Raw genomic sequence first — 15239 nt, 5'->3', positions numbered from 1 at the left:
CATGACTGCATCGATTCATCCCACCGCTTTTATCGAAACCGGCGCCATGCTTGGAGAAAACGTCAGCGTTGGGCCGTTTGCGGTGATAGAGGCGGGCGCCGTAATAGGGTCGAACAGTCAAATAGGTGCTCATGCCGTAGTGCATGCGCATGTCAAAATGGGCGACGGTAATGTGTTACACCCGCACGCTGTGCTAGGCGGCTTACCTCAAGATTTGGGGTTTGATGCGCAAACCGAGTCGTGGCTAGAGATTGGGGACAATAACGTGTTTCGAGAAGGATTTACCGCCCATAGGGCTACAGTAGCTGGCAGCGCTACCAGGATCGGTTCAGGTTGCTATTTCATGAACAACAGCCACGTTGCCCATGATTGCGCGGTTGGTGACAAAACGATTTTTGCCAATAATGTGGCGATTGGCGGTCATGTAGAGGTGGGGCATAACGTGTTTATGGGCGGGGCGGTAGTTGTGCATCAATTTTGCCGGATCGGCGCTTATGCCATTGTGCAAGGCACTACGGGGATTAACATGGACGTGATCCCGTTTATGCTGATAGGTGGCCGGCCCGCGAAACATTATCGGCTCAACATAGTGGGCTTACGGCGAGCCGGTATAGTAGGTGAGAATTACAAAGTGCTTTCCGCCGCGTTCAGATTGTTGAAAAATAAAAAAAGCCTCGAAGAATTGCAATCTACCGAAGAGCTGCAATACTTAAGGCGTTGGCTGGCGGTCGATTCCAAGCGTGGATTACACGGATTTATCGATGTTACCAACTGAATTCAATAGTCAGGGGCAATGCCGTAGGAATTTAACAAATTAGTTCCGGAGGTCAAAGTGGCAAGCCAGTCAGCTAACAGACAGCAAGATTTATCATGAAAATACAAGTAATCGATAACATCGACCAAATCCAGCCACTGATGTTGATGGCGGAAGCGGATGTTGCGTTTTATTCGGATGAGATCCAAGCCCTTAATGCCGCTGAACAGCTCCAACCCAACATCATTTTGCTGAATTTTGCGTTGCGCGGTAGCCAAACGCCCGACTATACCAACTTGTTATTGGCGGCCAGTCCGACCAGTAATATCGTGATCATCGGCGATGACTTGCATGAAGAGCAAATTCTGCACTGCGTGTTGGCTGGCGCCAAGGGCTATCAGAATAGTCAGTCACTGGCGGCCTATATCAACAGAATGATCCACGCAGTCGCGGCTGGCGAGGCTTGGTTGAGCCGTAAGATCGTTGCTTATCTTCTGGATGCCATCCACCGGAATTATTCGCTGCAAGCGAGCAGCTAAAAGTGTAAACCAGCCTCGAAATAAAAAGTTTGTCCGGCGATGGGCTGATTATAAGGGTAACTGGACGTAGCCGGTTCCTTGCCATGGCTATCGAACAGGTTCCGAGCGGATGCAGTCAGATCCAGATATCCCATCAGTTTTTTAGCATTTAAAGTTAGGTCGACCGTTTCATAATCTTTTAAAACTCGCGTATCTTCCGGGCTGCTAAGGCGGTGACCTATCCAGTTAATTTGGGTTTGAATCTGCCATTTCGGCATAAAATTCCAGGCGAGTGCGGTGTAAACATGATGCTCGGGGACATTGCTAACCCGGGTGTGCGTCGCTTCGCTGCGGGCAAATTGCCAAGCGTAGTTACCGCGTAGATTCCAATCTGCGTGAAATTTCCAATCCCATTCAAACTCGCTGCCATAGCCGTCTTGACCTGACGTGTTACGCTCGGTTAGCGTGCCGGCGCCGGAAATCGGGCCGCTAATCAAATCGCGGATCTCATAATGGTACAAATTCAACGCGGTTCTCAGATTCTTCGTTGGACGATAATCGAATGCCAGTTCGGTAGTTGAGATGGTTTCCGGGCTCAAAGCCGGGTTACCAAGGAAAAGCGGACTGTTTTGCTGATATTGTTCTACGAAGCTTGGCGCTCTGTAAGCTTGTCCATAGAGCAATTTAGCAGTCAACTCAGAATTGATGTTCCAGACCAACGCAGCGCGGGGGTTCAATGTGCCGCCAAAGTCGGAATAGTGGTCAAATCGCAAACCGGTGGTCAGGTGCCAGTCCTTGGCAAATTGCCATTCGTCTTGTATCGCCGCGGACCAGATGTCGCGATGATGGTCGTCAATGAATGTGAGAGGGGTTCCAGTTAAGTCTTGTAAACCGCCAGCAACATTGATGGCGGGAAATGCCGATAGCCCGGACCCGTTGATAACACCTACGCCGTAATTGCGCGCTTCCTGGGTGTTCATCTCCTCATAGCGGAAGCCGGCGATCATGCGGATTAAATGATCGGAAAAGCCTTTGTAAATACTGGTTAACTCAAAACTGGGTACAGTATTTTTAAAACCGGCGACAAAGCGCAGCCCCTCCGGAAATAGCACCAAGCCTCGGGTCGCCGCCAGTTGATCGGTGACGTTGCTGTCCGCGCCAATCGGTAAAATTGAGCCGGCCGGAAACCCGTAAATATTGGCGGATACATCGCTATGTAAAAAGCTGGCGTGTGCTTGTAGTTCCCAGTTCTCCAAATCATCCTCAGTGGAATAACGCACATCCGCCAAGTAATTGCTGCCATCGCCCTTGCCCTTGTTATCCAGCGCGCCATAAGCGCCGGAACGAAACCCGTAATCGCTTTCGTTAAAAGCCCAAAATCCCAAATCCCAATGTTTGCGCTGTAAGCTGAGATGACCGTTCCAGCGTTCGTTTTGGGTTTGCATGGGGCCGGGAGCGAGCGATATATTCGTTCCCAACGCTTGGTCGACTTGGGTTTGCGCGTCGGCAGCGATGATTCGCTCGGGATCGACCCCGTTATGACTATATTGCAGGCTACCTGCCACATCCCAGCCTTGCCATTTACCGCCGTATTGACCCCAAGCGCTTTTCGTATCGGCATTGCCGCCGCGTGCGCCGACCGTGACGCCATCAATATCCGCGGCCTTTTTGGTGACAATATTAATCACCCCCGCGAAGGCGTCCGCCCCGTATAGCGCTGAGCCCGGCCCGCGAATCACCTCGACACGTTGAATATTTTCGACGGGAATAATCATTCCCGCCATATGCGTACCCTGATAGGGCACGGAGAAACGTGTGCCGTTGAGCATGAGCAAGACTTCGGCATTGGTTTCATTGCGCATGCCGCGCATCGTGTAACTATAGTCGTTAGTCACCGGTTGGATCGTAACATGCATGCCAGGTACGGTTTCCAGCACCTCGTGCAGATCGGTAGCGCCCATCGTGGCAATTTGCTCGGCGGTGATAACGGTGGTCACTGCTGCCGATTGCGATACCGATTTGGCGGTACCCGAGGCAATACTCACTGAAATATTGGCTAATTCCGCTGGCGATAAATCCAGAAAATCGTTGACGGTTTGGTCGGCATAGGCCTGCTGACCGATGAGACTAAGGACTAGAGAGTGTTTGAAAAGCCGTTTCTTCATTGTTTTCAGCATAGGATTTCTCATAATTCCCGCAGAGGTGCCGGTTTGGCAATGCCGTAGCCTTGTGCGTAATTCACTCCCAAGGTTTGTAGTAGATCGAAAATACTCTGGTTTTCCACAAATTCGGCGATGGTTTTTTTGCCCATTACATGGGCGACCTCATTGATCGCTTTAACCATAGTCAAATCCACCCGATCATCCAGTATGTCTTTTACAAACAGCCCGTCTATCTTTAAATAATCGACCGGTAGGTTCTTTAGGTAAGCGAAAGACGATAGGCCACTGCCAAAATCATCCAGGGAGAACGAGCAGCCTTTTTGGCGCAGCGAATCGATAAATTGCCGGGCATAGGAAAGATTGCTGATAGCCGCTGTTTCGGTGATTTCGAAACAAATCTTGTGGGTGGGTATCTGCCATTTGCGGAATTGCTCGTCGATAAAGCCCAGCATGGCTTGGTCCGACAGCGACAAACCGGACAGATTGACCGAGCACATTTCCAGACGGTCCAGAAAGCCTGGTGTCGTTGCCAAGTGCTCGAACAAACGGGAGATCACCCAACGATCTAAAGGCGAAGCCATATTGTAGCGTTCCGCAGCAGGTAGAAAGGCGCCGGGCGGAATCACCTTATCTTGATCGTCTCGGTAGCGGATTAAGGTCTCGAAATGCAGACCACCACGATTAGCGGCTATGGGTACGATCAATTGACCGAACAACTGGAAGCGGTCTCGCTCGATTCCCAGGCGGATTTTTTCCACCCATTGCATTTCGCCTTGGCGCAGCGTGAGTTCTTCATCGTCCGGGCTGAATATATGTACTCGGTTGCGGCCTTTTTCCTTGGCGGCATAACAGGCGGCATCGGCTTCTTTCAATACATCAACAGCATTGCCGCAAGCGCGATTGATGGGGGCGATACCAATGCTTACGCCGATATTGAAACTGCGATTTTCCCAGGCAAATTGGAAGTCGCATACCGCATTACGTAACTTTTCTCCGGTGATGATGGCTTGTTCCAGAGAACAATACGACATCAGGATGCCAAACTCGTCGCCGCCCAGTCTAGCCAATATGTCCATTCTGCGTACTTGTTGGCGCAGTACTTCGCCGAGTTGCCGTAGTAGCTCGTCGCCCGCCAGATGGCCGCAGGTATCGTTGACGATTTTGAATTGATCCAGATCCAAATAACACAAAACGTGATGGCTGTCGTTGGCTTGCGCCTCCAACACCAAGTTTTGAATATGGATGTCGAATTGGCGGCGGTTGACTAGGCCGGTCAATTCGTCGTGGCTGGCCTGATAAGCGATTTTTTCCGAGAGGCGTCGGGTTTCGGTAATGTCTTCGCAAACCAGCAACAGGTGCGAACGATTGTTTTCGTCTTTCACCAGACGCGCGGTTTCCCTGGCCCAGATGATGTTGCCGTTGCGGCAGATGATGCGGCTTTCCAGCTTATGTACTTGTTCGGGATGATTACGGCAGATTTGGAAGAACTGGTTGCAGTTGCCTATATCTTCGGGATGGGCGAAGTTGAAAATAGAGCAGCCTTGCAGTTCTTCAACGCTCAAACCCAGCTGGCGGGCGCCGAAGCGGTTTACCGAGATGATTTGCCCTTGCATATCCAGGTTAAACACCATGGTCGGGTTGTTGTCGTACAAGGCCTGGAAGTTATTTTTGACACTAATCAAGGCTTTGTTTTGAATCTCCACGGTATCCAGCATACCGTTGAACGCATCGACCAAAATGCCCATTTCATCATTGCTGTGCTTGGCTGCGCGCAAGGAATAGTCGTGTTCCTGGCTGACTTTCTGCGCGGTTTTAGCCAGTTGGGCGATGGGTTTCGCCACCCGGTTTAATAAGGGGGCAGTCAGCAAAAAGGTAATGGATAAAGCCACAAACAATACAATCAGCACCACACCGATAAATTGCAGTTCTCGCCAGAAGGCCGCACTGAGGTCGGAGGATAGAAAAATTCCGCCGACAATTTCGTCATCCAGGCGCATGGGCTGATAAACATAAAGGTTGAGTTTATCGAAATAATTACGCAAGCCATGCGATACGATCGGGCAGGTGGCGGATTGCTTGTCCAGCGAGGTGAACAGCTGACCTCTTTTGGTGTAAACGCACGCGCTGCGCAAATCAGGGAGATTATTCAAGGACACCAAGTTTTCCTTGGCCAAATTGGCGTCGTCGAACATCACTGCAGCCACACTTCGGTTGGCGATCAGGCTGGCTACGGCGATTAAGTCGCTTTGGGCCTTGCGCTTTACTTCGGTGACGTTCACCGTTACCAAAATCACCAAGGCCAACAGCATGGAAAATAGGCTGGAGGTTATGGCGATGCTGAACAATTTGCCTTTGATGGATAGCCGCGAGAAGAATCTACTCATGCTCGCCCCCCTCCACCAGCGTGGCAACTTCGATGAGTTTGGCGCTGACGTTAAAACCGCTTTGCTTCAAAGCCTTGAGGTTAAGGTGCAGTTTGACTTTGCCGTCGTCGAGTGCAAAGCCGATCATGCCGCCGGATTCGGCAAAAAACGGCTCACTACTGACCGTCAGTGATTTTTTCAGCGATCCGACCAGTAATACACCGGGTAAAGCAAGGTCCGCCCGCTGTTCGGGATTGTCGAAATAGACGATGTCGCAATCTTTCGCCTGTTTGGGCGCATCGAATTTGAACAAGCGAATCGGTTTTTCCTGAACGGTCTTGCTCTCCAGCGGGCTCAGCAGACTGCCGAAAGGGTCGTGGCCGATGATACAGATATTAAAGGTGGGGCTGGCTTTTTCCGGCCAAGTGATGAATTTGGTGAAGTTATAGAGATAGGCAGCCTTGACCTTATATTCCAGGTTCAGTTCGTCTGCCGACGACGGCTGACTGACAACGCAACATAGGATTACCCACTTTACGAGCTCAAAAGCGCGCCGCAACGACAATGCGTCATCAGTGGAAAAGACGGAAACCAAGGTTATTCCCTACCGGATAAAATCATCAGGCAAGGATAGTTGAAAAATTATCGGTTGCTGAAAAATCCCCGCAAGGCCCGAATCATATAGGCATGGTCGAGTACGCCGGCACTTTCGCGAATGCTGTGCATGGCCCACATAGGGGAGCCGACATCGACACTGCGGATGCCTAATTTCGCCGACGCTATCGGGCCTATCGTACTGCCGCAAGGTAGGTCGCCGTGATGCGCGTATTTTTGATAAGGCACGCCGGCTTGCTGGCAAACGCGGATGAAAGTCGCCTCTGAAATGCATTCGGAGGCATAACGATGGTTAACATTTACCTTGATGACCGGCCCGTGGTTGACGATAACTTTGTGGCCGGGTTCGTAGGCACCGGGAAAGTTGGGTTGATAGGCATGCGCCATATCCGCGCTAACCATAAAACTATTAGCTAGCGAACGCCGGTAGTCGTCCGGGTTACTGCCTACCGCATTGGCGATACGCTCAAGCACATCCGGCAGGAAACTGCCGGCCGCGCCTTTGCAGCTTTCGCTGCCTATTTCCTCGTGATCGAAAAACGCACAGACCAACGTGCTGTCGGTATCCAGTGTCGGCGCATCCAGCAAAGCCGTCAGTCCGGCATGGCAAGACGCTAAATTATCCAATTGGCTATCGGCATAAAACAGCTGCCCGTCACCCCACAGAGTGCCTTTTTGGGTGTCGTAGGCATTGAGCTCCCAACTTAAAATTCGCTCGGCGGCAATGTTGCCGGCTTGTTCCAGCAATTGCCGAAACCGGTCGGCCGGTAATTGTTGCTCGACACTGGCCGAGAAAATGAGTGGCAACTCACTTTGTTTTTTTAGCTTCAGGCCGTCTTCGTTGACGCCGCGGTTCATATGAATCGCCAGATTCGGCAGACGCAGCAACGGTTCTTCGAAGCGCAGCAGCCGGCTGGCAATGTTGCCGTTTTTATCCAGGTAGGCAATACGGCCTGCCAGACTCAGATCACGGTCAGTAAACGTAGCGAGAATCGGGCCACCGTATACTTCAACAGCCAAACGCAACAGATTGTCCGAGTCGAGCAGCGGCTGCGGTTTGACGCGCAGCCCCGGCGAATCGGTATGGGCGCCAAGTATTTTGAAGCCGGTTTTCGCCAAGGCTTGTTTACCGATGACGAATGCGGCAATTGAAGAATCGTCTCTGATCACATAGTAGCGCCCGCCGCTAGCCAATGACCATGCATCGCTTTCCTGGATGCGTTGGAATTGATGCGCCTGCAATCGTCCTTCTATGCTGGCAACCGCATGCCAAGGGCTGGGGCTGGCGTCGATGAAGTCCAGCAAATCTTGCACTTGTTGCTGAGCGGAGATCATGATTTTTCCAGTGTCAGCGCCACGGAATTAATGCAATAGCGCAGGCCTGTTGGTTGCGGTCCGTCTTCGAATACATGGCCAAGGTGAGCGCCACAGGACTGGCAGGTCACTTCAATTCGCCGCATGCCGTGGCTGTTATCGGGGTGCTGATCCAGGCTTTCCGAGCTCAGCGGATTCCAAAAACTGGGCCAGCCGCAGCCGGAATGGAATTTATGTTCAGAAGTAAACAGGGCGTGACCGCAGCAGGCACAGCGGTACACGCCGGCTTCGTCACAATCGGTATATTTGCCGGTAAAGGGCGGCTCGGTACCTTTTTCCCGGCAGACATGATATTGCTCGGGAGTTAGCTTCTCGCGCCAGGCTTGTTCAGTATCGTGTTTCTCGGTCATGGTAGTGTTCCGCATGCTGTAATTAGTGGGCATTGTACCCAGTCTACCTCGGCATCAAAAGCAATCAAAAGCCGGGAATATTTCAGTTCATTGCATCAGGAGGTCCTAATGTTCTTGAGCCGTAAGGTTTTGAAGCATATAACACCACTATAAAAATAATTAATATGCAGAGTGTGTTCATCTAAACAGCAGCGAGGAGAAGGTCATGGCAAGAATTGTAGTGTTGGGTGCGGGGATCGGCGGTGTGCCGATGGCTTACGAAATGAAGGAAACAGTGGGGAATGCGCATGAAGTCGTGGTGATTTCCGATTCGCCGACTTTCCACTTTGTGCCGTCCAATCCCTGGGTGCCGCCGAAATGGCGCAAACCGGAGGATTTGAAAATCGAGCTGGCGCCGGTGATGGCGAAAAAAGGCATCAACTTCATTCAAAAGGCCGCGACCAAAGTCGATCCGGCCAACAACAAAATTGATCTGGCGGATGGCTCTTCGGTTGAATACGACTATTTGATTATCGCCACTGGTCCACGCCTGGCCTTCGATGAAGTACCGGGTTTGGGGCCGCACGGTGGGCATACCTCGTCGGTCTGCCATGTCGATCATGCTGCATTGGCTGCCGAGGATTGGGACAAATTTATGGCCGATCCCGGTCCAATTGTGGTTGGCGCGGTGCAAGGAGCGTCCTGTTTCGGCCCGGCTTACGAATATCTGATGATTCTGGAAACCGAACTGCGTAAACGCAAAATCCGCGACAAAGTGCCGATGACTTTTGTCACCTCCGAGCCATATATCGGCCACCTGGGCCTCGGCGGGGTCGGCGACACCAAGGGTTTGCTGGAAAGTGCGCTGCGCGACAAAACCATTAAATGGATCACCAACGCTAAAGTCGACAAAATCGAAGCCGGCATGATGTATGTCACCGAAGTGGATGAAGACGGTAACGACAAGAAAAAACATGAAGTGCCGTTCAAGCATTCCATGATGCTGCCGGCGTTTACCGGCGTAGATGCGGTGCGCCATTGCGGCGCGGAAGGTTTGACCAATCCGCGGGGATTCGTGATCGTAGATCAACATCAACGTAATCCCACCTACAAAAACATTTACTCGGTCGGGGTCTGCATCGCCTTGCCGCCGGTGGAGAAAACCCCGGTGCCGACCGGTACCCCTAAAACCGGTTACATGATCGAATCCATGGTGACGGCTACCGCCCACAACATCCGCGACGAACTAGCCGGCAAACAGCCGTCGGACATGCCGAGTTTAAGCGCTTTGTGCCTGGCGGACTTGGGCGACACCGGCGTGGCGTTCTTGGCCGTGCCGCAAATCCCGCCCCGAAATACCACTTGGTCCAACCATGGCAAATGGGTGCATCTGGCCAAAATCGGTTTTGAGAAATACTTCATGCGCAAGATTAAAAACGGCATCAGCGAACCATTTTATGAACGCATGATCTTGAAATTCCTCGGCGTGGTGCGTTTGAAATAGCAGGCTATATGTCTATTGATCGTCTGGTAATGGCGTTTGCCGGCTCGTTCGTTCTGATCAGTCTGGCGCTGCGCTGGCGCGCTGGCATTCGCCGAATTGGCTTTGGTTTACCGCGTTTGTGGGCGCCAATCTTGTGCAGGCGTCATTCAGCGGCTTTTGCCCGTTGGCGATCATTCTGAAAAAGCTGGGTGTTAAAGCCGGGGAGCGCGTATTGAGTTGTTAGATTTTTGCTGGGGAATTGGGTTGGTAGCGTTTATACCAACCCTGACAGCATGTTGATGAGGGGTTTATAATTCGAGCATTAACCGCTCAGCTAACAGAGGAATCCTACACCAGCCTGACCCGCAATTTTAGCTGCTAGTTTCTCGAAATCTTCATAGCAACTTCTAACTGCTTCAATATGGGCGCCAATCGCACCATCAGCGGATTTCAGAAAAAAGATCGGTTTACGTGCTTCCATTGCCATGGGCATAAGGCTGCGGTAGTGTTTGAGCATGGATAGACAATATGGATCTTGTTCCACAACAAGTCCAGAACCGCTTTGCTCATCCAATACGTCAGTTCGATAAACATCTGGAATACGTTCCATCCATCGTTTATAGGCTTTCACCGGGCGCGTGCTCATCGTACTGTGTTGCATTACGATATAACCGATCGGTTGCATAGAACCTTTGGGCATTGATAGATCGGAAGGTGCTGTTGGAAGAATCTCACTCCACACCCTTCGCCATTCTCGCAAAGTGGGCCCGAGGTTTTTGAGGCCTTGCAAAGAAAAGAGATCGGGAGCCAAAGGCAAGCAAACTTGATCGGAAGCAATTAGTGCTGAACGGTTGATCGCTCCCAAATTGGGGCCAACATCTATGAACGCTATTTCCGCTCCCCAGTCCGCTCCTTGCTGAATCAAGCGATGAAAAGCCGTCATGGACCGAAAAGCCGACTCATCGTTGTTACGACAGCGCGGCCACGCATCGGAAAGTTTATCCTCAAATCTTGAAAGGCCCAGATCACCGGCTATAAGGCCAAGTTGTTCAGTAATCATTTCTACATGTGGCTTGTTAATATCACCTATGCCTCGCAGAATGGGGCGAATTGATCCGTACACAGTGTCGGGATGTTCTGCATCCGGCCAAAGCTCCTCCAGCCTATTCTCATCCAGAAACATACTGGTAAGGTTGGCTTGGGGATCAAGATCAGCCGCCAGAGTTTTAATGCCATGGTCTGCAAACATCCAAGCCAAATGATAAACGAGGGATGTTTTACCTACGCCGCCTTTGTTGTTAAAAAAAGCGACTGTCTTCATGTCGGCCTCCGGTAAACCTTAACTAGTACCGTATGCTCATCGAACACGAACTCGGCCGGACGATTGCCGTTCTGCGCTAACAGGGCTTGCGCTCTTTGAACGCCGTAACCGAACCTGTTTACAAAACCGAGCGATTTCATTGCCTCGGCAATAATCGGATTCCGATAACTATTGCGCGTTGGGAAGTTTTCCGGCGTTGCTTCTCCATACAAACCGCCCGGGCTATGAATTTCGATGTGATCACTGAACATATAAAAGCGAATTGGCGTATTGCTGTCGTAGTTGCGATGCATCACTGCATTCATCAACAATTCCCTTAAGGCCCATTCAGGATAATCCGGGAGTAGTTTCTCGGCAAGTAAGCTGGTTGGGCGCATGCTGGTCTGGATAATGCTTTTTAGCCTGACCTCCAATTCGCGCAGTACTGAATGAAGATCGCCGGAAATTTCAGCCTGATCATCAGGCAGTTCGGTAAGCGTAGTGTTGGGAACCTTGAGATATTGGACATATGCCCCCGGCAGGAAAAAACGCGGGTTTTTGCCAAATAACAAAATGCCGGCATGAGAAGGACGTTGTCGCTCCGGATCGTAAAGCCGAAAAGAGGCTAATTGTTGTTCGATGGGTCGATGGTTGGCTGCGATGGTTTCTGAATCGACCGCTTCGCGCCGATAAGCGTCGAATTGTCCTAGAGCCAGATCACTGATTGTTGATTCCGGACAGGGGCGAGCGTCGAACGAGCGAGCCATGGCGACTCTGCGTTCGCTGAGTATGCGTTCTTCTTGTTCGGTGGCAATAGCTTTGCGTGGGCCGACCCTGATCCATACCCGGCCTTTGTAGCGTACCGGCGGCAGATCGGACGCCGTGACTTCGACGACTGCGATGTCGCCGTCGGCAAAGGAAAACTTGCTGACGGTCATGGGGGGTTGCGGTAGAACGTTGCCATCGGATCTGATGCCGCCGAGATTCTTCAATAATTCATCATTGACAGTCAAGCCGGCGAGTGTGCCATCGTCTTTAACGCCAATTAGTAAGTAACCGGGTTGTTTGTGATTGGGTAAGTTATTGGCGAAAGCGCATATCGCTTCGCAAAACTTGTCGGTTTTATTGATCGACTCAGTTCTTTCGATGTTGTCGGCTTCTAGTTTCAGTAACAAATCACGTAGGTGGCTTTCGGTCAACATAAGGAGATACAAGGTCAGTAGAGCCGTAATAGTTAGATGATCGGTCGATTATGGCAAGTTAACCGAACGACCAGCAAGCTAATAACAACAGCAATTGGCGATATTGGTCGTCCTCTCCGTGCTGATTGTAGTCATCATTCCTCCGTAAGCTCCGGTTTGTCGTGTTTGCTACAATTTAAATTCAACAAAACCAGATAGAAATCAGTGTCTTATCAAATGGCACACCGGTTGCTTTGTTGTTAACAAAAAGCGAGGTGTGATGCCATGAAATCGACCAAAGATATTGCGGAACTGCTGGACGAACCGGCTTGCGAGCATAACAAGAAGGAAAAGTCCGGCTGCGCAAAACCCAAGCCCGGTTCGGCGGCGGGCGGCTGCGCTTTCGACGGCGCTCAGATTGCGTTGCTGCCGATCGCCGATGTGGCTCATATCGTCCACGGTCCTATCGCCTGTGCCGGCAGCTCCTGGGACAACCGCGGCACCCGTTCTTCCGGCTCGGAATTATACCGAATCGGTATGACCACTGATTTGACCGAACAAGACGTGGTGATGGGGCGTAGCGAAAAACGCCTGTTCCATGCGATCAAACAAGCCATCGAAACCTACAATCCGCCGGCGGTGTTTATCTACAACACTTGCGTACCGGCTCTGGTGGGCGACGACATCAACGCGACTTGCAAATCCGCCGCCGAACGCTGGGGCGTGCCGGTCGTACCTATTGATTGCGCCGGCTTCTACGGCACCAAAAACCTGGGTAACCGCATCGCCGGCGACGCAATGGTCAATCACGTGATCGGCACCCGCGATCCTGATCCGTTGCCGCCCGGCACCGAGCGCCCGGGTATCAAGGTACATGACGTGAATCTGGTGGGCGAATACAACATCGCCGGCGAGTTTTGGCACGTGCTACCGCTGCTCGACGAAATGGGCTTGCGCGTATTGTGTACCTTGTCCGGCGACGCCCGCTTCCGCGAAGTACAAACCATGCATAAAGCCGAAGTCAATATGATGGTGTGCTCTAAGGCCATGGTCAACGTGGCCCGCAAACTACAACAAAGCTATGGCACGCCGTGGTTCGAAGGCAGTTTTTACGGCATTACCGATACCAGCCAGGCTTTGCGCGACTTCGCCCGAGTGATTAACGATCCTGATTTAATCGAACGCACCGAAGCCATCATTGCCCGCGAGGAAAACCGCATCCGCGAAGCGCTAGCGCCCTGGCGAGAAAGGCTAAAAGGCAAGCGGGTATTGTTGTTTACCGGCGGCGTGAAAAGCTGGTCGGTGATCTCGGCACTGCAGGATTTGGGTATGGTGGTGGTGGCTACCGGCACCAAGAAATCTACTGAAGAAGACAAAGCGCGGATTCGCGAACTGATGGGCGAAGACACGCTGATGATCGAAGACGGCAGCCCGAAAGCCTTGTTAAAAGTCGTTGCCGACTACAAAGCCGACATTCTGATCGCCGGCGGCCGGAATATGTACACCGCGTTGAAAGCGCGGATTCCGTTCCTGGACATCAATCAAGAGCGCGAGTTCGGTTACGAAGGTTATCAAGGCATGCTGGAACTGGTCCGGCAATTGGCTTTGACTTTGGAAAGCCCGGTTTGGGAAGCTGTGCGGGCGACACCGCCCTGGCGCACCGGAGGCCTGAAAAAATCGGCCACTATCGAGGCGCCAGCAGAGCCTTTAGCGGCTCAGGCGGCATAGCATGGCCGACATCGTCAAACGCAATAAAGCCCTGTCGGTCAATCCGCTAAAGGCCAGTCAACCTACCGGCGGTTCCTTGGCCTGCCTGGGTTTTGACCGGGCGATTCCGATGCTGCACGGCTCGCAAGGGTGCACGGCGTTTGCCAAGGTGTTTTTCGTGCGGCATTTCCGAGAGCCGATTCCGCTGCAAACCACTGCCATGGATCAAGCCAGCTCCGTGTTGGGTGCCGACGAAAATGTCATCGAAGGCATCAAAGCGATTGCCGAAAAATCCAACCCGGCTCTGATTGCGGTACTGACCACCGGTTTGGCGGAAACTCAAGGCTGTGACGTGCACCGTAATGTTCGCGAGTTTCGCGACCGTTATCCGGAATATGCCCACGTGGCGGTGGTCGCAGTAAATACGCCCGATTTCACCGGCTGTGTGGAAACCGGCTATGCGGCGACGATTTACGAAATTATCAAAGCTCTGGTGCCGGACGCGGAAACCGCAGGGACCAAGCCTGGCAATCGTCAGCGTCAGGTCAATTGTCTGGTTAGCCCCATGTTGACGCCCGGCGATCTGGAAGCTTTGCGCGATTTGATCGAACAATTCAATTTACGCCCGGTGCTGGTGCCGGACTTGTCCGATTCGCTGGACGGCAGCTTGACAGACGACGATTTTTCGCCAGTCACCATCGGCGGTACGCCAGTGTCGGAGTTGGCGACCTTGGGTGAAGCTAAAGCCAGCTTGATAATCGGCGCCTCTCTGCGTAAATCCGGCGAACTGTTGCAGGAAAAAACCGGTGTCCCCAGTTTCTATTTTGACCATCTTTATGGCTTGCAGGCTAACGACGCCTTGATTACAACCTTGGCCGACATCAGCGAAATGCCGGTGCCGCAAAAGATTGAACGGCAGCGCGCGCAATTGCAGGACGCAATGCTCGATACCCATTTCATGCTCGGCCAACTGCGGGTGGCGATCGCAGCTGATCCAGATCAACTCAATGCTTTGATTCATCTGGTACAAGGCATGGGTGCGGAAGTGGTGACCGCGATTTGTGCCGGAAATACACCAGTGCTGGCGACGGCACCGGTGGACAGCATCAAGATCGGCGACCTGGAAGATTTGGAAGTTATGGCTAAAGAACGCAAGGCGCAATTGCTGATCGGTAACTCGCATGCCGTGGCTAGCGCCGAACGCTTGGGCATACCGATTCTGCGTATCGGTTTTCCGTTGTACGACATCATCGGCGGTTATCAGAAAACCTGGATAGGCTATCGCGGCACTCGGCAAACCTTGTTTGATTTAGCCAATTTGGTGATCAACTTTGCCCACGAGGAGATCGAGCCTTACTACTCGCCGTATGCGCAAAAACCCGAATCCGAACGTCAAGCGTGCTCGCCGTCATGTCATTAGCCCGCCGCATGCACGTTTTGCATACCCACGAAC

The 15239-nt window shown here is 52.1% G+C and carries 13 protein-coding genes; 6 read left to right on the top strand and 7 right to left on the bottom strand.

Translation table 11 applies throughout. The features are described 5' to 3' along the window. The first annotated feature begins 1 nt into the window (after position 1). Both lpxA and CWO84_RS03250 read left to right on the top strand, forming a co-directional pair. Entirely contained in the window at positions 2 to 775 is a 774-nt protein-coding gene (lpxA, locus tag CWO84_RS03255) for an acyl-ACP--UDP-N-acetylglucosamine O-acyltransferase (RefSeq protein WP_033157168.1), read from the top strand. A gap of 95 nt (positions 776 to 870) precedes the next feature. Beyond that, positions 871 to 1293, top strand: coding sequence for a response regulator transcription factor (locus CWO84_RS03250; RefSeq protein WP_033157167.1), 423 nt, complete (start codon positions 871 to 873; stop codon positions 1291 to 1293). On the opposite strand, the gene CWO84_RS03245 is transcribed toward CWO84_RS03250, so the two are convergent. From CWO84_RS03245 to msrB, 5 genes are read right to left on the bottom strand one after another with little or no spacing between them, the layout of a single operon-like run. Beyond that, on the bottom strand, positions 1290 to 3449 hold the full coding sequence (locus tag CWO84_RS03245) for a TonB-dependent receptor (protein WP_101051786.1): 2160 nt from the start codon (positions 3447 to 3449) through the stop codon (positions 1290 to 1292). The genes CWO84_RS03250 and CWO84_RS03245 overlap by 4 nt on opposite strands. 8 nt (positions 3450 to 3457) lie before the next feature. Next, positions 3458 to 5818 (bottom strand): EAL domain-containing protein, encoded by a 2361-nt coding sequence (locus CWO84_RS03240; protein WP_101051785.1) that lies wholly within the window; start codon positions 5816 to 5818, stop codon positions 3458 to 3460. Next, a complete protein-coding gene (locus CWO84_RS03235) occupies positions 5811 to 6392 on the bottom strand; it encodes a YfiR family protein (RefSeq protein ID WP_101051784.1) in 582 nt (193 codons plus the stop codon). Before CWO84_RS03235 ends, CWO84_RS03240 begins: the two co-directional genes overlap by 8 nt. A 47-nt stretch (positions 6393 to 6439) precedes the next feature. Beyond that, positions 6440 to 7747, bottom strand: a complete 1308-nt coding sequence (locus tag CWO84_RS03230) for a M18 family aminopeptidase (protein WP_101051783.1) — start codon at positions 7745 to 7747, stop codon at positions 6440 to 6442. After that, entirely contained in the window at positions 7744 to 8136 is a 393-nt protein-coding gene (msrB, locus tag CWO84_RS03225) for a peptide-methionine (R)-S-oxide reductase MsrB (protein ID WP_101051782.1), read from the bottom strand. The genes CWO84_RS03230 and msrB overlap by 4 nt, the downstream gene beginning before the upstream one ends. 205 nt (positions 8137 to 8341) lie before the next feature. On the opposite strand from msrB, the gene CWO84_RS03220 reads away from it, so the two are divergent. Continuing rightward, the gene (locus tag CWO84_RS03220) at positions 8342 to 9619 is read left to right on the top strand and encodes an FAD/NAD(P)-binding oxidoreductase (RefSeq protein ID WP_101051781.1); all 1278 of its coding nucleotides are present in this window, start codon (positions 8342 to 8344) and stop codon (positions 9617 to 9619) included. A gap of 118 nt (positions 9620 to 9737) precedes the next feature. Beyond that, positions 9738 to 9842: a hypothetical protein gene (locus CWO84_RS25230; RefSeq protein WP_225893020.1), complete on the top strand. Its 105-nt coding sequence runs from the start codon at positions 9738 to 9740 to the stop codon at positions 9840 to 9842. Between the two features lie 90 nt (positions 9843 to 9932). On the opposite strand, the gene CWO84_RS03210 is transcribed toward CWO84_RS25230, so the two are convergent. Further along, positions 9933 to 10919, bottom strand: coding sequence for an AAA family ATPase (locus tag CWO84_RS03210; RefSeq protein ID WP_033157161.1), 987 nt, complete (start codon positions 10917 to 10919; stop codon positions 9933 to 9935). Beyond that, the gene (locus tag CWO84_RS03205) at positions 10916 to 12100 is read right to left on the bottom strand and encodes an RNA-binding domain-containing protein (RefSeq protein ID WP_033157160.1); all 1185 of its coding nucleotides are present in this window, start codon (positions 12098 to 12100) and stop codon (positions 10916 to 10918) included. The genes CWO84_RS03210 and CWO84_RS03205 overlap by 4 nt, the downstream gene beginning before the upstream one ends. A 264-nt stretch (positions 12101 to 12364) precedes the next feature. Here CWO84_RS03205 and nifE point away from each other — a divergent pair, with 264 nt between their 5' ends. Continuing rightward, complete coding sequence (gene nifE, locus CWO84_RS03200; protein ID WP_033157159.1) at positions 12365 to 13807, top strand: nitrogenase iron-molybdenum cofactor biosynthesis protein NifE; 1443 nt, start codon at positions 12365 to 12367, stop codon at positions 13805 to 13807. A 1-nt stretch (position 13808) separates the two neighbouring features. Next, entirely contained in the window at positions 13809 to 15206 is a 1398-nt protein-coding gene (nifN, locus tag CWO84_RS03195) for a nitrogenase iron-molybdenum cofactor biosynthesis protein NifN (RefSeq protein ID WP_033157158.1), read from the top strand. The last annotated feature ends 33 nt before the right edge of the window (positions 15207 to 15239 follow it).

Origin of the sequence: Methylomonas sp. Kb3 (assembly GCF_002834115.1) — a bacterium.
Classification (GTDB): domain Bacteria; phylum Pseudomonadota; class Gammaproteobacteria; order Methylococcales; family Methylomonadaceae; genus Methylomonas; species Methylomonas defluvii.
The sequence above is the reverse complement of the archived record's forward strand: the minus strand, read 5'-3'. Positions and strand labels throughout refer to the sequence as shown.